The sequence below is a fragment of the Aestuariirhabdus sp. LZHN29 genome (assembly GCF_049985285.1).
GTDB lineage: Bacteria > Pseudomonadota > Gammaproteobacteria > Pseudomonadales > Aestuariirhabdaceae > Aestuariirhabdus.
In genome coordinates this window covers 964,137-990,374 of record NZ_JBNIEU010000002.1, presented here as the reverse complement: position 1 = coordinate 990,374, position 26,238 = coordinate 964,137, and the positions used below count along the sequence as shown (strand labels likewise).

Below are 26,238 nucleotides of genomic sequence, written 5' to 3'. Positions count from 1 at the left end.
CTTCAACATGACGCGATGCGTTAACGCAGTATTTCTTACCTTGCTGATGGGATTTTCTTCACTCGTCATGGCGGAAAACCCCAAGGTAAAACTGGAAACCAGTAAGGGCAGTTTCACCATCGAACTGTTCGCGGACAAAGCCCCCAAGAGCAGCGATAATTTTTTGCAGTATGTCGATGACGGCTACTATAACGGGCTTATTTTTCACCGTGTGATTCCCAATTTTATGGCCCAAGGCGGCGGATTCGAGCCCGGCATGTTGCGCAAACAAACCCGGGGAGCGATTCAAAATGAGGCCAACAACGGTTTGAAAAATCGACGTGGAACCCTGGCGATGGCCCGCACCGGAGACCCCCACTCCGCCACTTCTCAGTTTTTTATCAACGTGACCGATAACCGCAACCTCGACTTCTCCAGCGAAAGCCGCAGCGGATGGGGATATGCCGTGTTTGGCCGCGTCGTCGAAGGCATGGACGTCGTGGATCGCATCGTAATGAGCCCGAGCGGAAACAGGGGCCCCTTCCAGAATGTGCCGCGAGAGGACATTATCATCACCCGTGCCAGCCGCGTTCAGTAACCTCAATTATTCGCCGGTGTTCTGTCTCGACCACCGGCGAATCTGAGTGACCTCTTCGGGATCGATCCCCAAACCTTGCAGAAAATCTTCGTGCGCCTCGGGCGCCTGCTGCTCGAACTCAACATGCCAGCGGTGCATATCCGCTTCACTCATTCCCGATGCCGTCAGCAGCGCCACCCAACCCTCCTTATCCAGGGTGCGACACGCCTTCAAACGACTGCGGTCCTGCAACAGGCTAACAAGCAGCCGTTGCTGTTGCCGTAGCGCGTGCATCTCCCGATTGATGACCTGCAAGCGCTGATTCAGCAAGCCCTCCATAACGCTGGAATCCCCATCGAGCAAGGCAGCGATACTATTCAGCTCAATACCAGCGCTCCGGTAGCGCTGAATCGAGGCCATACGCTGCTGCTCCCGGGCTGAGTAAAGGCGATAGTTCGCCTCAGAGCGCAGCGAGGGGGACAGCAGGCCGATACGGTCGTAGTACAGCAAGGTGCTGCGTGAAAGACCGTAACGGCGAGCCATCTCACCGATGGTCAAGGAGGGATCCGTCATCGCGCCCTACCCCGCCGAAGATGCCGAGTCTCGCGACCACTGGCGGATACGCGCCACTTCGACATCGTTTTCACCAAGCCAGCGCAAAAAGCATTCATGGCTCTGGGGGTGTCGCGCCTCAAATAGCTGGTGCCAGCGCTGCATGCTGGCCTCATCAAGACCGATGGCTACGAAAAGATCCACCCACTGCTGTTTGCTAATGCCGGTTACTGGTTGGTTCATAGTGATTACCTTTTCAATGGAATAGGATGTTGAGTCTGCACTATGAAGCTATAGTCGGGTCAAGCCACCATCACTGCCGAAAACCTCTATGCAGACACAGAACTGATTTTCAGGGGCGGACGGATAGGTAGGTGCACCATCGCAGCTACGACCCCCAGCACGGCACTGAGCCCCCAGACGAGATCGTAGCTTCCGGTCGCGTCGAACACTCGCCCCGCGAGCCAGGCGCCAAAAAAGGCACCGACCTGATGACTAAACATCACCCAACCAAACAGACTCGCCAGCTTTTGGGTGCCAAAATACTGCGCCAGGCTGCCACTGGTCAAAGGCACCGTCGAGAGCCACAGCATCCCCATCACCGCCGAGAAGAGATAAAAGCTCAGCGCAGTTTTCGGCGCCATCATAAACGCGACCACCAGCAATGCACGCAGCAGATAGATTATCGACAACAGGTAGGGTTTATGGTGACGCCCTCCCAGCCACCCGGCCAGGACCACTCCAACCACATTAACCAATCCGATCAACGCAAGGGAGTTGCCCGCCACGTCCGCCTGCAAACCGCAGATCGCGACTAAATTCGGCAGGTGAACCGATATAAAAGCCACATGAAATCCACACACGAAGAAGCCCGTTGCCAACAGCCATAGGCGCAGGTCGCGATAGTTGGAGGGCATCTGTAGCTGGGTTAATGCAACCTCGCGATGGGCAACCTGCTCCTTCAGCATCGGTGCACACAGAAGAATAAGCAACACACACAAGCCCAATAGCAACACCGCAATCGACCAGCCATAGTGCTCGGTGGCCCACTGGGTCAGTAGTGCAAATAAAAACTGTCCACTGGATCCACCTGCACTGACAATCCCCAGCGCAAACGAGCGTTTTTGTTCGCTCACCAGACGCCCAACCGCCGCCAGGACCACCGGGAAGGTGGTCGCTCCCACCCCGACGCCAATAAGAAAACCGTTACTAAACTGATACAACCAATAGCTTTCGCTGACCGCTAACAGTACCAGGCCGATGATATAAACCACGCCCCCGGCCAACAGCACCCGTACGGTGCCGTAGCGTTCCGCCGCCAGTCCCGCAAAGGGCGCTACAGCCCCCCACATGAGGTTTTGTACCGCAAAAGCCAGCGACAAATCGCTCAGCGACCAATGCAGCTGCAGCGCCATGTCAGGCAGCAGCAACCCCATCGACTGACGTACACCCATATTGATCGCGAGGATCGAAAAACCTGCGATCACGGCCAAGACCAAGGCCCGCTGATTCTGATCCGATCGGGTCGGCACCTGCTCTCCCCCGTTAGTTACCATCGGCGCGGGCTTCTGCTTCAAAGTCACCCATCACCCCCCCTGCTGATTCCATCGCTTGAATCATACCCGGGTAGTGACGCTGATACTGCTCCAACATCAGTTGCAGGGGAAGATCGGGGTAGTGCCCATGCTCCGTCACATACTCCATATGACGATGACCACGCCGATCGAATTCGTGGAAGACCGAGTCATGCCGGCCATCAAACTCCAGGGGGTTAACACCGGTCTTTTCACACAGGGAGCGGTTAAAAGCGGGTGTGGCCTTTACCCAGCTTCCCTCAACCATCATTTCAACATACCCATGCCAGGCAAATAGATCCGTTCCCATGATCGCCCGGAGCTTGTCGGAAGTCAGGTGATTGCGTACATCCGCAAATCCCAGTCGAGCGGGGATACCCGCCGCCCGGGCCACCGCGGCCAGCAACACGGCCTTGGTGACGCAGTACCCATGGCCGTTAGCCAAGGTTGCGCTGGCACAGGCACTGGCCAGTGTAGTGCCGATGCGATACGGGTCATAACGAACACCATCACGGACCGCGTAATAGAGCGCAACCGCCTGCTCACGGGGATCACTAACCCCCTCAATAGAGGCTAGAGTGAACTGCACAATAGCCGGGTGGTCGCTATCAATGGCCGGGGTTGGTTGCAAATAAATATCCTGTTCCATAGAACTCTCACTGCTAATCGATCCCGCGGGAAAATCGTCCCGCTTGAGCATTGAGTGTCCGTCAGGGTCTGCGCCGATGCAATGGCAAAGAAAAACACGGGGATTGGCCAGAGTATTCAGGAGGGGACAAAAAAAAGGGGTGGCCAATAGTGAATCCTTTCACTGATAGGCCATAAAACCGGGCCACCCCTATGGAAAAAGGTACAAATTGCGACTTGCATTACATCAGTGCAAAGCCAGTGCCGTTTATAATTATTCGTTCCTGATCAGTTAATTAGAATCTCAACGCTCAGCTTGACCGGCCCCATTGTCAAACCCGTTGACACCATAATGGTGGGGCATTCGCGCTCATCTATACTCATCCTCACCCAAGTCATCACTCCTCCGATCGCTCAGGAGGCTCCAAAGTAAGAGGCGGCAAAACCATGAATCTTGCGACAAAGGTATTTCTAGGGCTCCTGAGCGGAATTGCCTGCGGCCTGATTTGGGGTGAATTGATGGCTCCGCTGGAGGTCATCGGAAAGATTTTCCTCATGCTGTTGCAGATGACCGTCCTCCCCTACATCCTCACCTCGGTAATGTTTGGTGTGGGGTCCCTTAAGCGCCACGAAATCATCCCCATCGCAAAATATGGCGGCTTGGCGCTGCTGTTGATGTGGGCAACAGCGATTTCGATAATCCTTCAAACCGGCTTTTCACTCCCCGACCGCATCAGCGCCAGTTTTTTCAGCTTCTCCTGGCTGCAACCCGACTCATCGTCGCTGTCCCTGAGCAGTTTTATTCCGGCCAACCCGTTCCTTGCGCTGTCCGAACAGTCGGTTCCAGCAATTGTCCTGTTTAGCGTGGCGATGGGCATCGCTATTATTGGCATGAAGAGCAAGGCTCGAATTCTCGACAATATTCAATTGGCCAAGGAGTTGATTAGCAATTTGTCGATGCTGGTGATCCGATTTACCCCCTATGGCGTCTTTGCAATTTCGGCGGCTGCCGCCGGCACCATGAACTTGGAGGAACTCAAAGGGATCTATATCTTCGTCACCTTGCTGACCGTTCTAGCGCTATTTTTGGTGTTCTGGGCATTTCCCCACCTGATCAAGAACGTTACCCCCTTCCGCTACAGCGAGATCATGACCACCAGCCGGGACGCGCTGGTTACCGCCTTCGCAACCGGTAACCTGTTTGTGGTACTGCCGATGATCAGTGTACGCACCCAGCGACTAACAAAGCGGCACTCGAGAGCCAAAAGAAGCACCCTGTCGATCATCGATGTGGCCGTCCCGATCAGTTATAGCCTCCCTACCGCCGGTAAGATGCTGGGGTACATCTTTGTGGTTTTCGCCGGCTGGTTCAGTGGCAAGGACCTTTCGCTTGCCGATTACCCTACCCTTGTCCTTATGGGGGTGACCTCCTTCTTTGGCCCAATGATCGTCTCCCTGCCCGAGATGTTGCAGCAGTTTCACATCAACCCGGACACCTTCAATCTGTACCTGCTGACCGATCAAATTCTGTTCAATCGCTTTGCAGCCCTGGTCGGGGTCATGTTCATCGTCGGTATCGCTCTCATTGTTGGCGCCGGAGTTACCCGGATGCTGAGGGTTAACTGGCGCCGCGTCGCCTATGCCTTTGCCTTTACTGCGGCCTTTATGGGCGTCATCATCGCCTCCTTGCATGCAGTTTTTTCCGCGATCGACTACCACTACGACGGCTATCAGCTCTTTATCAAACGCAAAGCCCTGATCCCTCCTGTCGAGCACCAGGTCACACGCGAGGTGCCCGCCAGTGTGGTTAACGCCCCCCGAGTGTCAGCCCAACCCGTACTGCAGCGAATACACGAGCAGGGGTTTCTAAGGGTGGGTTATTACCGTGACTGGTTACCCTACGCCTTCCACAATGCCGCGGGGGAATTGGTTGGGTACGATATAGAGATCTTCAACCAGCTGGCGCGAGATCTTGGAGTAAAGATCGAATTTGTGAACATCTATCGCAACGAGGTAGAGCCCCTGCTCAACAATGGCTATCTGGACATAGCGTCGGGCATAGCCTCCAGCCCCAGTCACCTGCAGAAATTCACCCTGTCCCCCTCCTACACACTCGAGTTTATGTCGTTAATGGTGCCCCACGATCGGCGCCGGGAGTTCCGTAACTGGGAGGATATTCGTCAGATGGACGACCTGGTGATAGGGGTACCCGATGGCTTTGCCGATGCCGTTGACCTTTCGACCCTGCTGCCTCGGGCGACCCTGTGGGAGATTGCAACGCCACGAATGTTTTTCCGCAATACCGAGGAGATGGCGAAATATGACGCCCTGCTTTTCGGCGTAACCGCCGCCTCAGGCTGGGGAATGATCAATCCTCATTACAGTATTACCCTACCCCAACCTGAAAAGCTCTTTGTCCCGCTGGTTTTTCCCCTCGCACGGGGAGATATGGAATTTGAGCTTTATGTCCGTAACTGGCTGGAGCTAAGAACGGTTGACGGAACCCTCGATAGATTCTTTAACTACTGGATCACCGGAGCGTCCGTGGGGCCCAGCCCGCCCCGCTGGTCGCTCTGGCAGTCGATGTTTGCTGATTCCAGCGCAGAACAGCTAGATGGCGATACGGATTATCCTCCGGGGGCGAAGCCCCCGGAGGAGTGAACACTACTCGAAGCGCTGTCCGCTAGCGGCCATCTCCAATAACAGTGCCGGAGGATCAAAACGATCACCATACTGCTCTGCCAGATAGTGGGCACGGTCAATAAAGGATTCCAATCCATACTGATTGATAAACTGCAGGGCTCCGCCGCTCCAGGCGGCAAAGCCGATACCGAAGATACTACCGATATTGGCATCAGCGACAGATCGCAATACTTTCTCCTGCAGACAGCGGACGGTTTCGATCGCCTGAATAAACAGCAGACGATCCCGTACATCCTCTTTCGATATCTGCAGTTCTGTACGTACGAACTGTTCACGCAACCCGCTCCACAGCTGCTTCTTACCCTGCGCCGGATACTCATAAAAACCACCGCCAGCGGCACGCCCGGAGCGCTTCAGGGTATCGACCATGGTGTTAATCACCCCATAGGCAGGATGCTCTGGAATCGCCTTACCCTCGGCGCTTAGGTCCGCTTCGGTTTGGTTGCGGATATGTTTCATCAGGCTCATGCTGACCTCATCCGATATCGCCAACGGGCCCACCGGCATACCGGCTTTTACCGCTTCCTTTTCGATCAAAACCGGCTCCACGCCTTCACCGAGCATGGCGATACCTTCGTTGGTGAAGGTGCCAAATACGCGTGACGTGAAAAACCCTCGACTATCGCTTACAACAATAGGCGTCTTGCGGATCTGCATAACGAAATCGAAAGCCCGGGCCAGGGCCGTATCAGATGTCTGCTCGCCACAGATAATCTCCACCAACGGCATTTTATCCACCGGAGAAAAAAAGTGCAGACCGATAAAACGGGATGGATCGCTAACCGCTTCGGCCAAACCGGTGATGGGCAATGTCGACGTGTTGGAAGCGATCAGGGTATCAGCACCACAAATGGACTCGGCTTCGGCTGTGACCTCCGCCTTCAAGCCCCGATCCTCAAACACCGCCTCGATAATCAGGTCACAGGCGGCGAAATCGGCACTGGTATCCGTCGCCTGAATGCGCGCCAGCACCGCCTGCATTTTTTCCTCCGTCATGGTTCCACGAGATACCCGTTTCGCCAATAGAGTTTCACTGTATGCCTTACCCTTGGCGGCGCTCTCCAGGGAGAGGTCCTTGAGCACCACATCAATACCGCTAATGGCTGCCTGATAGGCGATCCCTGCTCCCATCATACCGGCACCGATTACCCCGACCTTACGGGTTTGGACAGGCTCAAAACCCTCGGGCCGAGACCCTCCTGCCTTAATGTGATTAAGCTGGAACCAAAAGGTATTGATCATATTCTTGGCCACCGGAGAGGTGACCAGTTCGGTGAAGTAGCGACTCTCAATCAGGCACGCATTATCAAAGTCCACCTGAGCCCCCTCGACGGCAGCGGCGAGAATCTTTTCCGGTGCCGGGAAACACCCCTTGCTCTTCTGCCGTAACATCGCCGGTGCAATGGACAGCATCTGGAAAACCTTAGGGCTGGACGGGGTCCCGCCCGGTAGACGATAGCTCTTCTCATCCCATGGCTGGCTCGACTGGGGGTGAGCCTTAATCCAGGCTTTACCCCTCGTTACCAGCTCCTCCGGTGTCGTTACCAGCTCATGCAGCAGGCCGGCTTTGAGGGCCGCTTCGGGTCTTACCTGCTTGCCCTCAAGCAGATAGGGCAAGGCTTTTTCCAGCCCCAACAGGCGAACCATGCGTACGACACCGCCGCCCCCGGGCAACAACCCCAGGGTCACCTCGGGCAGCCCCAGCTTAACGTTGGGGCTATCCAGGCAGATACGGTAATGACAAGCCAGGGCCAACTCCCAGCCCCCCCCCAGCGCCGCACCATTAATGGCGGCAACGACGGGTTTACCCAGAGTTTCAATACGGCGCATACCCTCCTTGAGGCGATTAACCATGTCGTAGAACGCCTGCGCGTCCTGCACTGCGATCAACTCCTTAAGGTCACCACCGGCAAAGAAGGTACTCTTGGCTGATGTCAGCAGTATCCCACTGATGCTCTCCTGCTCCTGCTCGATGCGGGCAACCACCTCGGTCAGCGCTTCGCGAAAATCAGCATTCATCGTGTTGGCCGACTGCCCTGGATTATCGAGAATCAGGGTTACGATGTTATCGGCGTCTTTTTCAAATCGAATTGCACTCATGACTCTGTCCCCTATACCCGTTCCACGATTGTCGCGATACCCATACCACCACCCACACAGAGGGTACAGAGGCCATAACGCAGGCCTCGGGCTTCAAGTTCGTCCACTACGGTGCCCATGATCATGGCTCCCGTGGCGCCCAGGGGGTGACCCATGGCGATAGAACCGCCATTAACATTAACCTTGGCCGGATCCACCCCCATATCCTTAATAAATTTGAGCACCACCGACGCAAACGCCTCGTTGACTTCAAACAGGTCGATCTCCTCTACGCTCATGCCCGCTTTTGCGAGCGCCTTGCGGGCGGCAGGGCCGGGGCCGGTCAACATAATCGTAGGGTCGGTGCTGGTCACTGCGGTAGCGACGATACGCGCCCGGGGGGTCAAGCCCAGCTCTTTACCCTTGCGGCCGCTACCAATAAGAAGGGTCGTCGCGCCATCGACAATGCCCGACGAGTTGCCGGGGGTATGAACGTGGTTAATGCGTTCAATGTGGGAGTAGACACGCAGCGCCGTATCGTCAAAACCCATAGCGCCCATCATCTCAAAAGAGGCCTTGAGCTTGCCCAGCCCCTCCATCGTGCTCTGGGGTTTAATAAATTCATCCTGGGCAAGCAGCACAATGCCGTTTTGGTCGCGCACCGGTACCAGCGATCGCTCAAAACGTCCACCATCACGAGCGGCGGCGGCCTTGCGCTGGGAGTCCAGTGCAAAGTGGTCAACATCCTCTCGACTAAACCCCTCGATGGTCGCGATCAGGTCGGCCCCAATCCCCTGGGGAATAAAATTTGTGTGCAGGTTGGTAGCAGGGTCAGCGACCCAGGCACCACCATCGGAGCCCATAGGCACCCTCGACATCGACTCGACGCCCCCGCACACCACCAGATCCTCCCAGCCGGAGGCCACTTTCATTGCCGCCATGTTTACCGCTTCGAGCCCGGAGGCGCAGAAACGATTGAGCTGGACCCCCGCAACGGAGACGTCCCAGTCAGCAACGCTGGCAGCCGTCTTGGCGATATCTGCACCCTGATCCCCCACCGGCGTCACGCATCCCAAAACAATGTCGTCAATCTGGGTTGTGTCCAGGTCATGGCGTTGTTGCAGCTCGCGTAACAGACCCGCTACCAGATCAACCGGCTTGACGGTGTGCAGTGATCCATCTCTCTTTCCCTTACCCCGTGGGGTACGGATGGCGTCAAAGATATAGGCTTCGGTGCTCATACTTATCCTCATCTGCGTATAGGGCCTGATGGCGCTACGCATTGTGTTAATAGTGAGTAATTTTAAAACGGACCCGGACAGCTATTCGTTATATGCAACACCTTATTGGATCGGGTTGAGCGTTGCCTATGGCCACAATGCTCAAAGCCAGTGACCGAATCGGTCAACGTTGTGAACCCGGTACTTGTCGGAGACAGGGTTGCGCCGTACAATGCCGTGCAATTGAAACATCAAGAGAAGGGCTGACGTCCTCTCCAACCTGCCCCTAGGCAAGGTGGATTCCGGTAACGGAGATGTGGCCCTCGCGGCAACCATCTAGGTATACCCTCAAACGTCAGTTCTCTATTTATTGGAGAACCCCGTGCAAGTAACACCGATCAGCGCAGACCTGCCCCCCCTACCGCCAGCACCGGCTAAAAGGCGATCCCTGTTCGAACCCGGCCAAATCATCGAACACCAACATTACCACTGTCCGATCTACCTTTGGCTGTCCAAGGGCCAGTACCGCGACAGGGGACCGGTGGTTTTCCTTTATATTGAGTACCGGGATGCCAACCGCGCCAGCCGCTACCGCCAGTGGCAGTTCGCAACCCACGGCCAGGCGCTGACATTTGCCAACCAGCATGCCAGCACCGTATCACTGCCCCACATTAGCGGTTTGCGTACCCGCCAGCAGCCCATTACCGGGCCCGGTGCCGATTAACCCCCCGTTTAACGCATCGGCCTGAAACATTGAATCGGATACAGGGGTCTCCTAACCAAAGGAGGCTCTTATGCGATTGATCAAAAACTGGCCGTCTCGCCGCACTCACAGCCGCTCCGGCACACTCCTTTGGGCCCTGATACTTTGCCCACTACTGCCCTTACAGCCACTTATGGCAGCGGGGTTGCCTAACCAGAACAATGGCTTTGATCTCAGCGCAAGCACCATCCCGGTCAATGAAATCATGTATGGGGGACCTCCCCGCGATGGCATCCCCGCTCTTACCGACCCTGCTTTTACCCCGGTAAAGGATGCCGTTTACCTGAACGACGATGACCGCGTCATAGGGGTCGACCGAAACGGGGAGCAGAAAGCCTACCCCATCGCAATCCTCAACTATCACGAGATCGTTAACGATGCCATCGGCGGTGAGCGCATCGCCGTCACCTACTGTCCCCTGTGCGGTACGGGCATCGTCTACGAAGCCCTTGTTACGGGTCAACAACTGGAGTTTGGTGTTTCAGGGCTGCTCTACAACAGCGACGTGCTGCTGTATGACAGGCAAACCGAATCCCTCTGGTCACAGGTGCTATCTCGAGCCATCAGCGGCCCAATGACCAATCAGCGTCTAACCCTGATCCCTGCGCGCCATACCAGCTGGAAGGCATGGCGTGAACAGCACCCGAACACCCGGGTGCTGTCACAGGATACCGGCCATCGCCGGGACTACAAACGCTCTCCCTACGGTGACTACGACCGCTCACCCGGGGTCTACTTCCCGGTCGCCAATAGCGACCCTCGATATCACACCAAGGAGATAGTACTTACCCTGGACCATAACGGAATGACACGGGCCTGGCCTTTTTCGGAGCTCGCCCGTTATCAACAACTCAGTGGCAATAGTTTGCTGCAGGATACGTTCGGGGCAACTCCGCTAACCATTGAGTTCAATCTGGATGCACGCAGCGCTCGTATACTCGATGTTAATAACCGGGAGATCCCCAGCGTGCAGGCGTTTTGGTTCGCCTGGATCGCATTTCACCCCAACACCGAGGTCTATCAGGCCCCTACGGGAACGGACTAACCCTCAATCACTAGAATCCGTCGCACTATGGGAGTCAGGCCGCCGACGAAAAACTCAACCCCAATCACCATCACAATAAGCCCCATGATGCGCAGCAACACCTTATTACCACTCTCTCCGAGGCGGTCCATGATCGGTGTCGCGAACACCAAACAGATATAGGTTACCAGAGACACGAGCGCCACGGATAAAAACAGTACCAACTGGTACTCAATACTGCTGTTGCTACTCATCAGGATAATCACCGAGGCAATGGCTCCAGGACCGGCAATCAGCGGGATGGCAATCGGGGTGATGGAGATATCCTGGGTATAGGATTCCATTTCGTGGAGGTTATCCTTATCAAAGCGAATTTTACTCAGCCTTGCCTGCACCATCTCATACCCCATAATAAAAAAGATCACGCCTCCGACAATACGTAAACTGTCGACGCTGATAGAAAAAACCTTGAACACAAACTGGCCGGTAACGGCAAAAAGAACGAGGATAATAGCCGCCGTTACGGTTGCTTTACGGGCCACTCGCCGCGATGTCGTCCGGTCAAACTGGGAGGTCATCGAGGTGAATATGGGGGTTACGCTCAGGGGGTTGATCACCATAAAGAGCGACGTCACACAGAGCAAAAAGAACTCGACCATCTCATGCAGCATCGAAATAGACTCCAGTAACTAAAACAGTGAAAATGCGCGGGCTACGGGTATCCGCATCGCTTGGTTCACTATAGACTCTGATGCACCCACTGCGCTGATTCATTCGACAACAGACAACAGACAACAGACAACAGTGGTAACTCAGCAAAATCGCGCCATAATAGCCACACTCCTGTCAGCGTCGGCGGTTTTGCTGCACAACAGCAGGCCGTCTCGCTGGCGCCCCATTACCTCTGGAAAATAGATCTTGCAACAACGCTCTGAATCCACAACGGGTATCTTTTACGCAATCGCGGCCTTTACCTTTTGGGGCATAGCACCGATCTATTTCAAGGCGGTGGCCCATGTTCCTCCGCTGGAGGTGCTGGCTCATCGCATTCTCTGGTCCGTAGTTTTACTGCTGGCATTGCTCAGTATCTCCAGCCAATGGTCCCTCACCCGGCAGATCCTTGCCGACCGACGAAAACTCAAGCTGCTGCTGCTATCGGCACTTCTGGTGGGGGCCAACTGGCTGACCTTTATCTGGGCTGTCAGCAACGAGCGCATCCTCGAAGCCAGCCTCGGCTATTTCATCAACCCACTGGTAAACGTAGTGCTGAGCATGGTGTTTTTTAGTGAACGCCTCAACCGGGGTCAGACCATCGCCGTACTGCTAGCCGTTGCCGCGGTGGGCTACCAGGTGATCGTACTGGGCAGCATTCCGGCGGTCGCCCTCGTTCTAGCGCTCAGCTTCGGATTCTACGGCCTGGTACGCAAAAAAGTAGCGGTGGCGGCGGTACCCGGGCTCGCCATAGAAACACTGTTGCTGTTGCCCCTGTGTCTCGGATACCTTGGGTACCTGACGATAGAACAGAGTTCAAATTTTAATCTGGAGTCCCCCGATACCGCCATGCTACTGCTGCTTGCCGGGGTAATTACCACGGTGCCCTTGGTGTGGTTCAATGCGGCGGCCACCCGACTATCTCTCACAACCATAGGGTTTATCCAATACCTGGGGCCTTCGATCGCCTTTACCCTGGCCATCCTTGTGTATGACGAACCTTTCGGGAGCGACAAACTGGTCGTATTCGCGCTGATCTGGTCTGCCCTGGTCGTATTCAGCCTCGATGCCTGGCACCAACAACGAAAGCGCAACTTGCAAACCCTGTAAAAGGCCTCATATTGGAGTGTTAGTCCACCGTTTTTGCGCCATGGAATTGTTCCGTACTAGCACAGGGAAAGAGCGTGACCTCAACCGTAAACCCCTCAGAGCACGTACCCCGCTCTAACCGTCAAGAGCTGCTAACGGGCGCACGGGATACCATACCCCTTATTGTTGGTGCCATACCCTTCGGCATTATTTTTGGCACCCTGGCCGTTACCAATGGTCTTTCGCCATGGACCGCCATGGCCATGTCTGTGTTTGTATTTGCCGGCTCCTCGCAGTTTATCGCTGTCGGCTTGGTAGCAATGGGTTCGAGTCCAGCTATCATCGTGCTCACCACTTTTGTAGTGAACCTTCGTCACCTTCTCTACGCGGCATCACTCGTCCCCTACGTCAGCCACCTGCCCCAGCGTTGGCGCGCACTGCTCTCATTTGGACTCACCGACGAGAGCTATGCAGTGGTTGCTTCCCGTTACCTGAACGAGCCCCCCCGCGGCAATAATCACTGGTTTTTCCTCGGATCAACCCTTGCCATGTGGGGTAACTGGCAGCTCTGCACCCTGATCGGTATTACGCTGGGGACATTAATCCCCGATATGAGCAGCTGGGGGTTGGACTTTGCGATGTCGGTAACCTTTATCGGACTGGTCGTACCTTACGTTCGCAACTGGCCAATGCTGGCGGCCGTCATCACCGCAGGCACTATCGCCTGGGGAGCCCAGCCCCTGCCCCATAACCTCGGGTTAATCCTCGCAGCGATCTGCGGTGTAACGGCGGGTGTGCTGTGCGAACGCCTCAACAAACAGCCGGAGGTAACACAATGAGCGATCTGTTGCTGATTATCGGCATGGTGGCGGCGACCTACCCGGTTCGTTATACCCTGTTCGCCCTTGCCGGGCGCTTCCAGTTCCCGGCGGCAGTGTCCGATGCCCTTCGCTATGTGCCGCCGGCGGTGCTGACCGCGATTATCGTTCCGGCCGTCGTTATGCCCGTCGGTGAGAGTGACTTTTCTCTGCACAACCCCTATTTGCTGGGCGCAATGATATCGGTCGTTGTTGCATGGTTTAGCCGCCACCTGCTGTTCACCATTGTGATCGGCATGAGCTGCTTTCTTCTGTTGAAGCACCTGATTCTCTAAAAAGAGGAGCCCGGCTGGGTCAGAAACTCCAACTCCTCATCGCTCGACTGTCGCCCCAGTGCCCGGTTTCGGTGAGGAAAGCGGCCGAAGCGAATAATGATCTCCCGGTGCTGATGGGCAGAGCGCACACTTGCCTCTACCTGTTTACGCTCCTCGCCTCTCGTCCGCAGCGCCAACGCCTCGAACAGGGCAACCCCCTGCTCCTGATGCGGTAAATCCTCGCTGTGCATCAGCGGCATGTAAAAAAAGACGCTTTGCATCGCGCCAAGCTTTCGGTCATCACCCGCGTCCAGCCCCTGCCTGACCAGGGCACGGGCGCGTCGATCCCAGGCAAATGACCTCTCCCGGCCGCGATAGATATGGCGCGGAAACTGATCGAAGCAGAGTATTGTTGCCAGCCTGCCTTGCGGGCTATTCTCAAGTAACGCCGGGCTTTTGGCGGATAAGTTTGTTAACAGCCCTCCAAAGCGTTCGCTTACAAAGCGATCCACCGCATCACTTTTCCCCCACCACAGCGCCTGCCCCGATGCAGGCTGACCCTCCAGCTCAGCGAACCAGAATTGAAGTACCGAGTGAACGTCCGGGTGATCAGTCATGTGAACTCCGGTAGATAATTTCAAAGTCGGGATGGTCGATAAAATCCTGCGGTGCGATGCCCCTGGGAGTTGGCATCCACCCCCAGAGTTTATGCACCCGGGGGCTAAACTCACTCAGCCCACGATAAGCGTAAGCCGCCAATTCCGAACAGTAAAAACGATCGTCACCAGAGGCCACATCAAAATCAAACGGTGCCCCAAGGGCTCCCAACAGCCGCTCCTGCAGATCCGCTACCGCCTTCTCTCTGGCCGCTTGCGTCATCGCAGAGATCCCCTTGTGCCGCAATAGAATCAAGTGGTCGCAACGGCAAAAATAGGGCGTATCGATCTTCTCAACGCCTCCTGCAATGGCATGAACAATAGAACGTTGGTCGAAACAGATACCGGCGTGAGTATAGTAACCGGGGATAAAAAAGGTATTGAGATAGGAGTCGTATTTGCGTAACAACAGGTCTCCGGGCTGGACCCTGTCGAGTAGCTGGTAGAGATCCCGAAACTTGTAACCGGGAATACGAAACACCAGAAAGAACGGGTAGCGGTAGAAGCGCACGTGTCCCAGGAATGTCAGCGCAGCGGATTTAACACGGTATGCCCACGATGGGGTGCGAGTTCTATTATTGTCCATAGGGAGAGCCCCTGTAGCCAAAAAGCCAGCGAATCAAAGATCCAAGCAGGAACCCCACTGTAACAAAGCCACAGCGGCGCTGAAATCAATTTGCCATCAACAGGGTCTGTTACCAGAGGGCGCAGTCACAGCGAATACCACATACCCAGCGCCCCTGCTCAGTGCCCTTGTAAGCCCTTGACGGGAAAAAGCTATGATTCGACTCCTGACGTTATGGTTACTGGCGCTGTCACCCCTAAGCTGGGGCTGGCAGGTCAGTAGCGGTCCAACCCAAACCCCTTTACTGGAACTCTACACCTCCGAAGGCTGTAGCAGCTGCCCCACCGCGGACCTGTGGTTCCACCGTCTCACCCGGCACCCTGACCTCTGGCAGGGATTCGTTCCCGTGGCCTTTCATGTCGACTATTGGGACTGGATGGGCTGGAAAGACCGCTTCGCCAGCCCCAGCCATAGCAACCGCCAGCGCACTTATCAGCAACAGGGTGGTCTCAAAGCGGTTTATACGCCCGGTTTCGTCGTCAACGGTGATGAGTGGCGCAACTGGTTTCGCCACTCATCCAACACGGAGCCTCCCCAACCGGGTGGAGCGGCGGGCCTGCTCAATCTGACCCAGCAGGGCAACGAGCTGATCGCTCTTTTTCAACCAGCCACAACACCCTCAGCGTCGCAGCATTACACGCTGGATCTGGTCATTACCGGGTTTGGACTGAGCAATCGTATCGACGCGGGAGAGAATCAAGGCAAAGTGTTGCAGCACGATTTCGTGGTGCTGCATCACATCCGTCAAATGAGTTATCCCCAGGCACAGCACCCGGGAGAAATTCGGTGGCGTATTGAGTTACCCGCCCCGGCCACCATCGCCACGACTACCGCAGCAGCGCCCCAGACCGCTATCTCGGCCTGGGTCAGCGCCGGAGAACGACTGCAACCCTTACAAGCAGCCGGTGGCTGGTGGTCACCGCAGAGGTGATCAGGGTTCCCTAGCCCCCTGCATCGCGGTGGCGCAGTCCATGGGCCTGATAAAGGCTAACGCGCCCAAACTGCTGAAACTCATCGAGGTCAGGCACCGTTGCACAGTCGATCTGCCCAATCCGTTGATAGGGTGGCACGTTGAAATCACGAATTCGGGAATCCCCAACCAACACCTCGCCCGCGAGGGAGAGAAAAGAGTCGAGTAACCCCAGGTTTTCATGGTCGTACAGCACATCCGCGGCGATCAACAGGTCCTGTGGACAAGGCAGACGAGAGAGATCATCGAGCAGCTCCACCTCGACACCGTTCAGCTTTGCGTTGGCCTCAACCGCACAGAGGGCCTGCGGGTCTATATCGCAGGCGATCACCCGTCGAGCTCCCGCCAATGCCGCTGCAATGGCCACCACACCAGACCCGGCGCCAAAATCCAGCACCCGCTTACCCGCCACTCGCTGGGGATTCGCCAATAGATAGCGCGCCAGTGCCAATCCACTCCCCCAACAGAGGCCCCAGTAGGCAGGCTGTCGCATTATCGTCTGTATCGCCTCCGCACTGTATTCAGGCTGGACACTGGCAGGGTCGATCAACAACAGGTTAAGCCCTCCGCAACGGGGCAGGGCCTGCTGGCGCAGCCGGGCACCCGGAACCCGCTGCTGCAGCATCGCATTTAACCTGGAGTTCACGTTGGGGTCACCGGAGGAGAGGGCACAGGAAGGCTAAAACGGACGGGGCCGGCCACTCTCTAAGGATTGGCCGGCCCCAATAGTCACGCGGTGGGAGGTGGTTATACCCCCCTGGACACTCTTGGTGAGCAGCTATAGTTATAGCGCTCGTGTTTGTGCAAGTCCATAGTGCCCTGAGAACAGTTTGCACTAATAAAACCTCCTCTTCTTCCCCATGCAGCTACCGGAGTTCCCCGTGGGCTTGTTAACCCGCCTCTTTGGCACTATTCACCATCGGAGACCAGCAAACTACGCTGTTCGTGGGCAATATGGGAGATACCCGCCGCCGAAGTCGGGCGGCAAAAAAGGAACCCCTGGCCTTCATCACAGCGCAGGCGCTGAAGGTAGGACTGCTGCAAGTGCGTCTCCACCCCTTCGGCCACGACCCGCAGGTCGAGGTTGTGAGCCAGCGCGACGATCGCGCGAATAATGGTTTCTGAATCCCCCTTGGTTGATGACTTTCGCCCCAACTGCTCCACAAAGGAGCGGTCGATCTTGATGCAGGCGATGGGCAAACGGTTCAAGTAACTGAATGAGGAGTAACCGGTGCCGAAGTCATCGATCGCCACCATAACGCCCTGCTCCTGAATGCGGGCCAGTAGCTCAATCGAGCGATCCACATTGGCCATAATCGCAGTTTCGGTCAGTTCGATCTCAAGTAGGCGGGGGTCAATCTCATACTGCTGCAAGAGCGATAAAATATAATCCGGTAACTGCTCATTGGCCAACTCCTGCGCCGACAGGTTAACCGCCATCGTCAGGTTGACCCCCTCGGCCCGCCAATAAGCGAGCTGCCGACAAGCCAGCTCCAGCACCCGCCGCCCAAGGCGATGAATTTGCGCCGATTGCTCGGCAATAATTACAAACTCTCCAGGCGATACGATCCCCAGTTCAGGGTGTTTCCAACGGGCAAGCGCTTCCACCCCGAGCATCTGCCCACTGAGCATATCGATCTTGGGCTGGTATTCGAGGTAGATCTGTTCACCCTCCATACCTTCGTGCAGGGCTTTCTCAATCAATACCCTACGCTCCAGTACTTTGGCCTGTTCAAGCTGGAACAGTGAGACCGCAACTTCCCGCTGCTTGGCTTGATACATGGCGATATCGGCGTGTTTCAGTAGCGTATTAAGATCCTCACCATCAGTAGGGAAGCAGGCGATACCAATACTCGCCTCGACCTGTACCCGATGGGTTTTTATCTGCACCGGTTGTTCGACCGCATCGGCGACGCGTTCGGCAACCTCCAGTGCAGACATTCCGGAACAGTCGGGCAGAATAATCGTGAACTCGTCGCCTCCCTGACGGCATAGGGTGTCAACATCGCGCAGGCACAATTTGATCGCCTTACTCACCGCCACCAGCAACAGGTCACCGACATCATGGCCGAGGGTGTCATTCACATCTTTAAACTTGTCTAGGTCGATTACTAAAACGGCCAACAACCCCTTGTTGCGCCGCGCAAGCGCCAGGCTCTGCTCGGCACGTTCGGCCAACAAACGGCGGTTGGGCAGATTGGTAAGCGAGTCATAAAATGCCAGGTTTTCTATCTGCTCCAAGCGCTCAACTTCCTGGGTAATATCCTTATGGATACCCACCATTCGAAGTGGCTTGCCGTCGTCCGTCCAGCTCACGACCCTGCCCCGTGAAAGGATATGGATCACCTCACCGTGCTTGCAGTACATACGGAAACGCTCTTCAAAACGCCCGCCTCCGCTTTCATGGAGCTGCAGCATTGTGGACACGCGCGCGCGGTCATCGGGGTGCACAAAACGTCCCCAGAAGGCCAGGTTGTCACCGTACTCCTCGACGGTATAGCCCAACATATCCAGAAATCTTGGGCTATAGAACACCTTTCCACTAGGAATGTGCGCATCCCAGATGCCTTCATCCGCCACCTCGAAGGCATAGCTCAATAGCTCTTCACTGCTGCGGATCCGCTCCTCCGCCCGTCTGGCATCGTCGATATCCGCCATGGTGCCGATCATTCGCTGGGGGTTCCCTTCCCCATCGAAGGTTGCTATGCCGCGTTCGGATACCCAGCGGTAATCGCCACCGGCCACCCGTATACGAAACGCACTGCTGTAATAGGCGTCTGTGCCCCGCAGGTGTCCGGCACTGGCACGTTTTACGTGCATACTGTCTTCCGGGTGTATCAGGCTATGCCAGCGCTTGACATCAAAACCCTCGTCGATGTCGTAGCCGGTTATCTCGTACCAGCGCCTGGAAAGAAACAGGCTATCGTGCTCTATATCCCAATCCCACAGCCCATCCTGACTTCCCTCCATCGCCAGCTGCCAACGCTGCTCTGAAGATTTCAGCGCAACATCGGAGAGGCGAGCATCGGTAACGTCCAGGGCACAAACCCCAACCCCCGAAATATTGCCGCCTGAGTCCAGTATCGGGCCATAGCGCACATCCAATACCAGACTTTCTCCATCCAGGGTTTTGAGATGGCGTTCGGCGCGGCAGGTTTCACCGCGCATCGCTTGATTCAGGGAAACCCTGATCTCGTCAGCTCCCATCACATCCGACAACAGCGGAAGCAGCTCGATGCCCAACCTCAGCTCGGCGCCGGTCACCCGCCGTACCATATCTGCATGCGCCCTATTGAACAGGGTGTAGCGAAATTCTGTGTCGACACTGTAAGCATGGATCAACTGGGTTTCGAGGATCGTGTCGAGCTGGCCATAGGCCTGCTGGCTACCTGCTTTAACCCTCTCGATGGCCGTTACCGGTAACTCACTCTGCTGTTGAGGTTTGCTCGCCCCCCCGAACCAAAACCCAAGCCCCTGAATATCACCCCGGCGAGAGCTGGAGGCGAACAGCAACAACGCGGCGGCGGGCAAAAGCATCACAAGAGCAATAGCAAATTTGTGCCAGACCCAATGCGCCCCCCCCATGATCGCTACTGTGACCACTCCATCCACCAACACACCACCGAGAAAAACCACAGACAAGGCCCAAAACCGAATACCACCAATCCGGACCCTCGCTTGCTCGTAAGTCCCAAGCATCAGGGACAATAGCACCACAAGGCAGGTGGTTTTTAGCAAGTGCTGGTCGAAGGGAACAGCAACAACCGACGCATAAAATAACGACCCCCCCATCAAGGATCCGGCAATGGTTTCGGTCAGGGGCAAGCCAATGGCAGTACAGCCGATAATCGCCACGCCGGTTCGAGCGGCAAAGGCTCCCTTATAGAGTGCAATCAGCAGCAAGCACAGGAGCGATACCGGGGCCGAGACCGCCTCCCAGCCGCCAAAACTCTCCATAGAGACTGCAGGAGAAAAATGAACCAGGTTCATACCGCCGATAAATACATAGCTCGGCACCAGACCGATGTAACGACGCAGGCCAACAAACACACAGACCATGCTGGCGAGCATTACGGCCGCAACAAGCTGCAAAGCGGTCAAGCTCAAGACAACGTCCTCCGCAGGCAATGTGAGTATCTGCCCTGAGTGATTAATTCAACGTCTTTGGTTTGGGTACGGGTCATGTTGTTAGTAGAATAGTTTATCTGTCCCTGTTCAATCTACCCTATGGTGCGCCTCTTGTCCTCTCCCCGTTCCAGTGATGCCGATCACGCCAATTTGACCTGGGACGATGAGGGCCAACCGCGTTGTCCGCGCTTCAACGATTTCTTTTTCTCCAGCGATAGTGGAATCGACGAATCCCGCTATGTATTCCTGCAGCAGAACCAACTGGCGAAGCGCTTTAAGCGGCTAGGCACAGGAGACCGCTTTACCATCGCCGAAACCGGATTCGGCACCGGGCTTAACTTTCTTTGCTGCTGGCACTTATGGAAACAGCAGGCAGCGCCAGATGCCCGCCTGCATTTCATCAGCACCGAAAAATACCCGATCAACAGCAAGGACCTGACCCGAGCATTGGCGTTATGGCCTGAACTGGAATCGATGGCACAGCCGTTATTGCAAGCCTACCCACTGGCCCTGAGTGGGACTCATCGCATGATCTTTGACGACGGGCGAGTCAACCTCACACTCTGTATCGGCGATGCAGTTACCTCATTGCAAGGTTTCGATGCCCACATCGATTGCTGGTTTCTCGATGGATTCTCGCCCGCTAAAAACCCCGATATATGGCAACCACGGTTATTTCAGTCAATGGCCGACATGAGTAGCGCCGGAGCTACGTTCGCGACCTTTACGTCTGCCAGCAGCGTTAGAAAGGGTTTGCTGGCAGCGGGTTTTCATATAGAAAAAATACCCGGGTTTGGTATCAAGCGAGAGATGCTACGGGGGTATTTAAAGGAGCCCAGTGTTCAGAAAACGCCCCACAAGCACACACAAACCGAGCAGCCGTGGCAGCGTTTCCCGGTAGCCACCGGCAAGTGCCGCGAGATAGTTATTGTCGGTGCCGGCCTCGCCGGATGCTGCAGCGCATTGGCGATGGCGCGCCGTGGCTGGAAAGTGCGCGTACTGGAGCGACGAGACGCGCCAGCGCTGGAAGCGTCGGGCAACCCCCAGGGTGTGCTCTACAGCAAGCTATCGGCGCAGGGCACCGAGCTATCGGAACTGGTGCACCAGGGCGCTCATTTCAGTCTTGGCTTGCTCCATAGCCTGCTCCCTCCCCACCACAACCCATCGGTCTGGTCTCCCTGCGGCGTCATCCAGCTGGCACACAACCAGAAAGAGTTGACCCGGCAGCAGCAGTTGCTCGAGTGCGGTCTCTATCACCCTGAGTTCCTTAGTGGCAAGGATGCTCAATCCCTCAGCCAGCTCTGCGGCGTAGAGCTGGGTAGTGGAGGTCTGCTGTTTCCAACCACCGGCTGGGTTAACCCTCCCAGCCTCTGTAAGGCACTTCTCGATCACCCGTTGATTGAACTGACCACCAACTGGACCCTGCAAACGGCGCAGCAACTTGATCCCACAAGTGGATGGCGGCTAACCAATCAAGAAGGCAAAACAATACATACCGAACAGCTGGTTCTGACCACCGGTAGAGACTGCAACACCCTGCCCCAGAGCCAGTACCTGCCCCTGAAGTCGATTCGTGGCCAGATCAGCTATCTGCCCGCGACCACACAAAGTGAGGCGTTAAAGAGTGTCATCTGCGCAGAGGGATATATTGCCCCGGCGCGCAACGGTCAGCTGAATATAGGAGCGACCTTCAACTTCGATTGCGACCTCACAAGCTGTCGTGAAAAAGATCACCGGTATAACCTGGAACTATTGCAGAAAATCAGCCCGCAGCTCTATCGGGGGCTGGACGCGGCGGTGGAAAAGGTGAGCGGCGGTCGCGCAAATTTTCGCACTACCACCCCGGATTACCTGCCACTCATTGGTCCGCTGGTTGATTCCGTTCAGTTCGTCCAGCGATACGCTCGCCTGCGCAAGGACGCCAACACCCGTTTTGATCACCCCTGCCCCTACCTGCCGGGTTTCTATATCAATACCGCCCACGGATCGCGAGGGTTAGTCACCTGTCCCCTGGGCGGAGAGATCCTGGCCAGTATCATCTGTAACGATCCCCTGCCCATTACCCGGCGCCTGCGCAATGCCATCAACCCCAGCCGATTTCTGGTCCGCCAGCTGATCCGCAAGCAGATCTAACACCGCGAAAGATGCGCCGCTTACGGCAAAGACCGCTTGCCAAGCGGTAAAGCCCCAAGGTATGCTCGTGTAAATTTTAATTTACAACACAAGCAGTATATTAAACACCATGAATACACCCGTGCACAGTAACGAACACGCCCCCTCCTACTACGCGGCAACCGCGAACCGACAAACCGATCACCCCCGACTGGAGGGCAGCCACAGCGCGGATGTCTGCATTGTCGGCGGCGGTTTTACCGGTGTTAGTACCGCGCTAAATCTTGCCGAGCGGGGCTACAAGGTCATTGTGCTGGAAGCCCATAAGCTCAGCTGGGGTGCAAGCGGGCGTAATGGCGGGCAACTCATTCGCGGTATCGGTCACGGTGCCGACCAGTTTCGCAACGAGATCGGCGACGCCGGAGTCGATGCGATCTTCAACATGGGGCTGGAGGCGGTGGAGATCGTTCGCAACACCGTCGAAAAATACACCATCGACTGCGATCTAAGCTGGGGCTATTTCGATGCCGCCACCCGTGTTCGCCACATGAATGAGCTGGAGGAGGAGTTCGACATCCATACCCGCTACGGCTACCGCCATGAGATGCGCATGCTTGATAAAGCCGAGGTGTCATCGGTGGTGGGCTCGGATATGTATATTGGTGGACTGGTCGACATGGGTAGTGGTCATGTACACCCATTGAATCTGTGCCTGGGTGAAGCCGCCGCCGCCGAAGCGCTGGGCGCCCGTTTCTTTGAGCATTCAGCAGCGACGCGTATCGAGCACGGTAAAAAACCGGTTGTGCACACCGAGCATGGCACCGTCAGCGCTGATTTTGTGGTACTCGGGGGTAACGCTTACATCGGCGAACTTGAGCCAAAAATTGCCGGTAAAGTCCTGCCGGCCGGAAGCTACGTCATCGCCACAGAGCCCCTTAGTGAGGAGGTTCACAGCCGCTTGATTCCACAAAACATGGCCATCTGCGATCAGCGCGTGGCCCTCGACTACTACCGACTGAGTGCGGACAAGCGCCTGCTGTTCGGCGGTATGTGCAACTACTCGGGTCGCGAGCCCAGCAGTATTAAAGCCGCCATGCGCCCCAAGATGCTGAAAGTGTTCCCGGAACTCGCCAACGCCAGGATCGACTACGAGTGGGGTGGAAATATCGGCATTGGAGCCAACCGCATGCCCCAGTTGGGACGCATCTCCGACAACGTGCTCTTCGCCCAGGCTTACTCGGGACACGGCGTTAACGCGACCCACATGATGGGGCGCCTCACTGCAGACGCAATCAGCGGACAGGCCGAGCGCTTCGACGTGTTTGCCGGCATCAAGCATATGACCTTCCCCGGTGGCAAGCATCTGCGCGCCCCGCTGCTGGCCGCCGGTATGCTGTATTACCGTTTTATGGATCTGTTCTGATTCTTACAAGTGACCAGTAGCGAGCGGGGGCTAGATGGCCCCCATCTCGCTGGCGGCGATAAGGCCCCGCGACCCATCGTCGAGAAGCTTGACTCCCATCACACAGAGGAAGAAATACGCGAGCCTGTATATTATTTTTTCATCCACTCGGTGTAGCAGGTAAAACCCCAGACGGACGCCGATCGGAGCCAGGGGAATCAGCACCAACGAGGTCAGCAGGTTAGTGGCCTCAAAACTCCCCAACCAGGCGTAGGGAAATAGCTTTACGAAGTTCACCGAAGCAAAAAATACCGCAAAGGTGCCCATCAGGAGTTTCTTGTCCAGCTGCTGCGGCAGCATATACACACTCACCGGCGGCGCTCCGGCATGTATACCAAAGCTGGTAAACCCTGCCACCATGCCCCAGAACGACCCCCTAAGGCGATTAGGCGCTGTTTTGGAGTGATAACCGGGATTGAACCAATAGTTGAAACAGAAGATGACGGCGATCAGCCCGATCAAAACACGAATGGCATCATCGGGCAGGTAGCGAAAAAAGAACGCTCCAATCACCACTCCCGCAACCGCTGCGGGGAGCAGGATCTTTAAATTAATGCGGTCGTACTGGCCGCGAAAACTCCACAACGCCACCGCGTCCATCACCACCAGAATCGGTAGCAAAATCGCGGCGGCCTGCAGCGGTGGAACGGCCAAAGCCATCAGGGGCACACTGACCACCGCCACCGTGCCACCAAAGCCACCCTTTGCCACACCAAACAGCAGTACGGCAGGGATCGCACAAAGGTAAAAAAATGGATCGGTAATCACTCGCCAAGCTCCAGCGGCTCACCCATTGACGGCAGCCAACGAGCCACCCATTCGCGCACCGGTGCCAACTCTTGCGACTCCAGGTTCTGCCGCAGCAGTGCCACCACCCGGGGAATATGCTGAAGGTACACCGGCTTGCCATCGCGCACCATTAAACGCACAAAAATACCGGCCACCTTGGCGTGGCGCTGTGCGGCAAGAATACGATAGGCACTCATGAATTTTTCAGCATTAAGTTCTGCTCTTACATCCAGATAGTGCTGAATTAATGACTTTTGCAAATCAGGGGACACGTCCCGCCGGGCATCTTCCAGCAGCGACATTAGGTCATAGGCCGGACTACCGATCAAAGCATCCTGAAAATCCAGCAGGCCGCAGTTAGCCACAGAGGTGCCAGCACCCACTTGCATCAGGTTATCAACATGAAAGTCCCTCAATACAAGTGCTGGCGGCTGCTCCTGCAGGGACTTCATGGATTCGCCCCATGCGCGGCGGTACTCCTCTACCGCCCCATCGGGACAGGGGGAGCCAACCAGAGCGGGATAATACCACTGCACCAATAACATCGCTTCGCGTAACAGTGTCGCCTCGTCATAAGCTGGCAGCTTCAGCTCGGTACTGCGGGGATCTTGCTGCAATTGAATCAACACCTCCACCGCCATTCGGTAGAGAGGGGTCTCCGCCTCGCCCTGGGCGAGCATGCGCGTAAAGGTGCTATCGCCAAAGTCTTCCAGCAGCGCCAGCCCCATCCCCTCGTCGCTGCATAGCACTCGGGGGGCCCGCAAGCCGATGCTTTGCAAATGGCGGGCTATCTGTAGAAAGGGAAGAATCTGCTCCTGGGGAGGCGGGGCATCCATCAACAAGCAGTGTTCAGCGCCTCGTTGCAGGCGGAAATAGCGACGAAACGAAGCGTCGGCTGCAAGCGGATAGACCTCAGCCTTTCCCCAGCCCTGCCGCGCCATAAACTGTTCTCGTGCCAGCGAGCGGCTCTCCACTTCCATCGTCATATCCTGTATTCAAAGATGACGCGTACTCTACCACGCTACCCGCTCATTTCCAGCCGTTGTGGCCCGTGGGATAGCGGGAGCCTGTTGGAAAGCTCAGGCGCTGACCTATCGATGCCTGATCACCGCCGGCTCTCACCACCAATCCCAATGTTTTCCCCCAATGTATTCCATACAGGGCTGCCCGTTGCGCCCCCTATCGGCTACCATAGGGCCTGTTATCGGCATCCCAAACCTGCGAGTAGTAACAATGATCATTCCACACCGCGACCTTCAAGCAGAAACGCTTCGCAATCTGATTGAGGAGTTTGTCTCTCGCGAAGGCACCGACAACGGTTTCGAAGAGAGCCTCGAACAGCGGGTCAGTGCGGTGCACCGGTTGCTCGAACGGGGGGAGGCGGTGATTCTATATACTCAGCTGACCGAGAGCGCGAATATCATCCTGCGCCGGGACCTCCCGCAGGAGTTGAGGCAGGACTAGCT

At 56.2% G+C, this 26,238-nt stretch carries 24 protein-coding genes and 1 riboswitch; of the genes, 11 read left to right on the top strand and 13 right to left on the bottom strand.

From position 1 onward, the window contains the following. Positions 1-7: 7 nt before the first annotated feature. Complete coding sequence (locus ACP3PW_RS11385; RefSeq protein WP_426416815.1) at positions 8-577, top strand: peptidylprolyl isomerase; 570 nt, start codon at positions 8-10, stop codon at positions 575-577. 6 nt (positions 578-583) lie between these two features. Here the strand turns inward: ACP3PW_RS11385 and ACP3PW_RS11380 are convergent, their stop codons facing one another. From ACP3PW_RS11380 to ACP3PW_RS11365, 4 genes are all read right to left on the bottom strand, one after another. Then, a complete protein-coding gene (locus ACP3PW_RS11380) occupies positions 584-1,129 on the bottom strand; it encodes a MerR family DNA-binding transcriptional regulator (RefSeq protein ID WP_426416814.1) in 546 nt (181 codons plus the stop codon). A gap of 6 nt (positions 1,130-1,135) precedes the next feature. Continuing rightward, complete coding sequence (locus ACP3PW_RS11375; protein ID WP_426416813.1) at positions 1,136-1,351, bottom strand: hypothetical protein; 216 nt, start codon at positions 1,349-1,351, stop codon at positions 1,136-1,138. 86 nt (positions 1,352-1,437) lie between these two features. Further along, positions 1,438-2,640, bottom strand: a complete 1,203-nt coding sequence (locus ACP3PW_RS11370; protein WP_426416812.1) for an MFS transporter — start codon at positions 2,638-2,640, stop codon at positions 1,438-1,440. A 13-nt stretch (positions 2,641-2,653) separates the two neighbouring features. Continuing rightward, complete coding sequence (locus ACP3PW_RS11365) at positions 2,654-3,331, bottom strand: transglutaminase-like domain-containing protein (protein ID WP_426416811.1); 678 nt, start codon at positions 3,329-3,331, stop codon at positions 2,654-2,656. A gap of 425 nt (positions 3,332-3,756) precedes the next feature. Here ACP3PW_RS11365 and ACP3PW_RS11360 point away from each other — a divergent pair, with 425 nt between their 5' ends. After that, positions 3,757-5,970 (top strand): cation:dicarboxylate symporter family transporter, encoded by a 2,214-nt coding sequence (locus tag ACP3PW_RS11360; protein WP_426416810.1) that lies wholly within the window; start codon positions 3,757-3,759, stop codon positions 5,968-5,970. 3 nt (positions 5,971-5,973) lie between these two features. Here the strand turns inward: ACP3PW_RS11360 and ACP3PW_RS11355 are convergent, their stop codons facing one another. Both ACP3PW_RS11355 and ACP3PW_RS11350 read right to left on the bottom strand, forming a co-directional pair. Beyond that, complete coding sequence (locus ACP3PW_RS11355; protein WP_426416809.1) at positions 5,974-8,112, bottom strand: 3-hydroxyacyl-CoA dehydrogenase NAD-binding domain-containing protein; 2,139 nt, start codon at positions 8,110-8,112, stop codon at positions 5,974-5,976. Positions 8,113-8,123: 11 nt separating this feature from the next. Next, a complete protein-coding gene (locus tag ACP3PW_RS11350; RefSeq protein WP_426416808.1) occupies positions 8,124-9,332 on the bottom strand; it encodes an acetyl-CoA C-acetyltransferase in 1,209 nt (402 codons plus the stop codon). A gap of 222 nt (positions 9,333-9,554) precedes the next feature. Further along, positions 9,555-9,657: riboswitch (SAM-I-IV-variant riboswitch) on the top strand. 36 nt (positions 9,658-9,693) lie between these two features. On the opposite strand from ACP3PW_RS11350, the gene ACP3PW_RS11345 reads away from it, so the two are divergent. Both ACP3PW_RS11345 and ACP3PW_RS11340 read left to right on the top strand, forming a co-directional pair. Further along, a complete protein-coding gene (locus ACP3PW_RS11345; RefSeq protein ID WP_426416807.1) occupies positions 9,694-10,035 on the top strand; it encodes a hypothetical protein in 342 nt (113 codons plus the stop codon). Between the two features lie 70 nt (positions 10,036-10,105). Then, a complete protein-coding gene (locus tag ACP3PW_RS11340; protein WP_426416806.1) occupies positions 10,106-11,119 on the top strand; it encodes a DUF3179 domain-containing protein in 1,014 nt (337 codons plus the stop codon). On the opposite strand, the gene ACP3PW_RS11335 is transcribed toward ACP3PW_RS11340, so the two are convergent. Continuing rightward, the gene (locus tag ACP3PW_RS11335) at positions 11,116-11,769 is read right to left on the bottom strand and encodes a MarC family protein (RefSeq protein ID WP_426416805.1); all 654 of its coding nucleotides are present in this window, start codon (positions 11,767-11,769) and stop codon (positions 11,116-11,118) included. The two genes, ACP3PW_RS11340 and ACP3PW_RS11335, sit on opposite strands and share 4 nt — an antisense overlap. A 247-nt stretch (positions 11,770-12,016) precedes the next feature. Here ACP3PW_RS11335 and rarD point away from each other — a divergent pair, with 247 nt between their 5' ends. The 3 genes from rarD (at position 12,017) to ACP3PW_RS11320 (ending at position 14,051) form a co-directional block, all read left to right on the top strand. Then, positions 12,017-12,919, top strand: coding sequence for an EamA family transporter RarD (rarD, locus tag ACP3PW_RS11330; RefSeq protein WP_426416804.1), 903 nt, complete (start codon positions 12,017-12,019; stop codon positions 12,917-12,919). Between the two features lie 74 nt (positions 12,920-12,993). Next, positions 12,994-13,737 carry an AzlC family ABC transporter permease gene (locus tag ACP3PW_RS11325; protein WP_426416803.1) on the top strand — a complete coding sequence of 248 codons (744 nt, stop codon included), beginning with the start codon at positions 12,994-12,996 and terminating at the stop codon, positions 13,735-13,737. Further along, on the top strand, positions 13,734-14,051 hold the full coding sequence (locus tag ACP3PW_RS11320; RefSeq protein WP_426416802.1) for an AzlD domain-containing protein: 318 nt from the start codon (positions 13,734-13,736) through the stop codon (positions 14,049-14,051). The genes ACP3PW_RS11325 and ACP3PW_RS11320 overlap by 4 nt, the downstream gene beginning before the upstream one ends. On the opposite strand, the gene ACP3PW_RS11315 is transcribed toward ACP3PW_RS11320, so the two are convergent. Together ACP3PW_RS11315 and ACP3PW_RS11310 are read right to left on the bottom strand one after the other, a co-directional pair. Next, the gene (locus ACP3PW_RS11315; RefSeq protein ID WP_426416801.1) at positions 14,048-14,647 is read right to left on the bottom strand and encodes a DUF924 family protein; all 600 of its coding nucleotides are present in this window, start codon (positions 14,645-14,647) and stop codon (positions 14,048-14,050) included. The genes ACP3PW_RS11320 and ACP3PW_RS11315 overlap by 4 nt on opposite strands. Then, entirely contained in the window at positions 14,640-15,272 is a 633-nt protein-coding gene (locus ACP3PW_RS11310; protein ID WP_426416800.1) for a YiiX/YebB-like N1pC/P60 family cysteine hydrolase, read from the bottom strand. The genes ACP3PW_RS11315 and ACP3PW_RS11310 overlap by 8 nt, the downstream gene beginning before the upstream one ends. Before the next feature lie 193 nt (positions 15,273-15,465). On the opposite strand from ACP3PW_RS11310, the gene ACP3PW_RS11305 reads away from it, so the two are divergent. Next, positions 15,466-16,242, top strand: coding sequence for a DUF1223 domain-containing protein (locus ACP3PW_RS11305; RefSeq protein WP_426416799.1), 777 nt, complete (start codon positions 15,466-15,468; stop codon positions 16,240-16,242). A gap of 10 nt (positions 16,243-16,252) precedes the next feature. Here the strand turns inward: ACP3PW_RS11305 and ACP3PW_RS11300 are convergent, their stop codons facing one another. Further along, complete coding sequence (locus tag ACP3PW_RS11300; RefSeq protein ID WP_426416798.1) at positions 16,253-16,927, bottom strand: class I SAM-dependent methyltransferase; 675 nt, start codon at positions 16,925-16,927, stop codon at positions 16,253-16,255. A gap of 263 nt (positions 16,928-17,190) precedes the next feature. Then, positions 17,191-20,388, bottom strand: a complete 3,198-nt coding sequence (locus ACP3PW_RS11295; RefSeq protein ID WP_426416797.1) for a sensor domain-containing protein — start codon at positions 20,386-20,388, stop codon at positions 17,191-17,193. Positions 20,389-20,520: 132 nt separating this feature from the next. On the opposite strand from ACP3PW_RS11295, the gene mnmC reads away from it, so the two are divergent. Both mnmC and ACP3PW_RS11285 read left to right on the top strand, forming a co-directional pair. Beyond that, the gene (gene mnmC / locus ACP3PW_RS11290; protein ID WP_426416796.1) at positions 20,521-22,542 is read left to right on the top strand and encodes a bifunctional tRNA (5-methylaminomethyl-2-thiouridine)(34)-methyltransferase MnmD/FAD-dependent 5-carboxymethylaminomethyl-2-thiouridine(34) oxidoreductase MnmC; all 2,022 of its coding nucleotides are present in this window, start codon (positions 20,521-20,523) and stop codon (positions 22,540-22,542) included. A gap of 109 nt (positions 22,543-22,651) precedes the next feature. After that, complete coding sequence (locus tag ACP3PW_RS11285) at positions 22,652-23,944, top strand: NAD(P)/FAD-dependent oxidoreductase (protein WP_426416795.1); 1,293 nt, start codon at positions 22,652-22,654, stop codon at positions 23,942-23,944. 30 nt (positions 23,945-23,974) lie between these two features. On the opposite strand, the gene ACP3PW_RS11280 is transcribed toward ACP3PW_RS11285, so the two are convergent. Both ACP3PW_RS11280 and ACP3PW_RS11275 read right to left on the bottom strand, forming a co-directional pair. Further along, entirely contained in the window at positions 23,975-24,751 is a 777-nt protein-coding gene (locus tag ACP3PW_RS11280) for a sulfite exporter TauE/SafE family protein (protein ID WP_426416794.1), read from the bottom strand. Next, entirely contained in the window at positions 24,748-25,752 is a 1,005-nt protein-coding gene (locus ACP3PW_RS11275) for an aminoglycoside phosphotransferase family protein (protein ID WP_426416793.1), read from the bottom strand. Before ACP3PW_RS11275 ends, ACP3PW_RS11280 begins: the two co-directional genes overlap by 4 nt. A gap of 253 nt (positions 25,753-26,005) precedes the next feature. On the opposite strand from ACP3PW_RS11275, the gene ACP3PW_RS11270 reads away from it, so the two are divergent. Further along, the gene (locus ACP3PW_RS11270) at positions 26,006-26,236 is read left to right on the top strand and encodes a YheU family protein (RefSeq protein WP_426416792.1); all 231 of its coding nucleotides are present in this window, start codon (positions 26,006-26,008) and stop codon (positions 26,234-26,236) included. Positions 26,237-26,238 lie beyond the last annotated feature (2 nt).

Excerpts from the sequence above, each read along its gene's own strand:
- ACP3PW_RS11320 (WP_426416802.1), top strand. The coding sequence starts at position 13,734 with ATGAGCGATCTGTTGCTGATTATCGGCATGGTGGCGGCGACCTACCCG.
- ACP3PW_RS11315 (WP_426416801.1), bottom strand. The coding sequence starts at position 14,647 with ATGACTGATCACCCGGACGTTCACTCGGTACTTCAATTCTGGTTCGCT.
- ACP3PW_RS11385 (WP_426416815.1), top strand. The coding sequence starts at position 8 with ATGACGCGATGCGTTAACGCAGTATTTCTTACCTTGCTGATGGGATTT.
- ACP3PW_RS11275 (WP_426416793.1), bottom strand. The coding sequence starts at position 25,752 with ATGGAAGTGGAGAGCCGCTCGCTGGCACGAGAACAGTTTATGGCGCGG.
- ACP3PW_RS11380 (WP_426416814.1), bottom strand. The coding sequence starts at position 1,129 with ATGACGGATCCCTCCTTGACCATCGGTGAGATGGCTCGCCGTTACGGT.
- ACP3PW_RS11365 (WP_426416811.1), bottom strand. The coding sequence starts at position 3,331 with ATGGAACAGGATATTTATTTGCAACCAACCCCGGCCATTGATAGCGAC.
- ACP3PW_RS11340 (WP_426416806.1), top strand. The coding sequence starts at position 10,106 with ATGCGATTGATCAAAAACTGGCCGTCTCGCCGCACTCACAGCCGCTCC.
- ACP3PW_RS11360 (WP_426416810.1), top strand. The coding sequence starts at position 3,757 with ATGAATCTTGCGACAAAGGTATTTCTAGGGCTCCTGAGCGGAATTGCC.
- ACP3PW_RS11335 (WP_426416805.1), bottom strand. The coding sequence starts at position 11,769 with ATGCTGCATGAGATGGTCGAGTTCTTTTTGCTCTGTGTGACGTCGCTC.
- ACP3PW_RS11310 (WP_426416800.1), bottom strand. The coding sequence starts at position 15,272 with ATGGACAATAATAGAACTCGCACCCCATCGTGGGCATACCGTGTTAAA.
- ACP3PW_RS11270 (WP_426416792.1), top strand. The coding sequence starts at position 26,006 with ATGATCATTCCACACCGCGACCTTCAAGCAGAAACGCTTCGCAATCTG.
- ACP3PW_RS11305 (WP_426416799.1), top strand. The coding sequence starts at position 15,466 with ATGATTCGACTCCTGACGTTATGGTTACTGGCGCTGTCACCCCTAAGC.
- ACP3PW_RS11285 (WP_426416795.1), top strand. The coding sequence starts at position 22,652 with ATGAATACACCCGTGCACAGTAACGAACACGCCCCCTCCTACTACGCG.
- ACP3PW_RS11350 (WP_426416808.1), bottom strand. The coding sequence starts at position 9,332 with ATGAGCACCGAAGCCTATATCTTTGACGCCATCCGTACCCCACGGGGT.
- ACP3PW_RS11375 (WP_426416813.1), bottom strand. The coding sequence starts at position 1,351 with ATGAACCAACCAGTAACCGGCATTAGCAAACAGCAGTGGGTGGATCTT.
- ACP3PW_RS11355 (WP_426416809.1), bottom strand. The coding sequence starts at position 8,112 with ATGAGTGCAATTCGATTTGAAAAAGACGCCGATAACATCGTAACCCTG.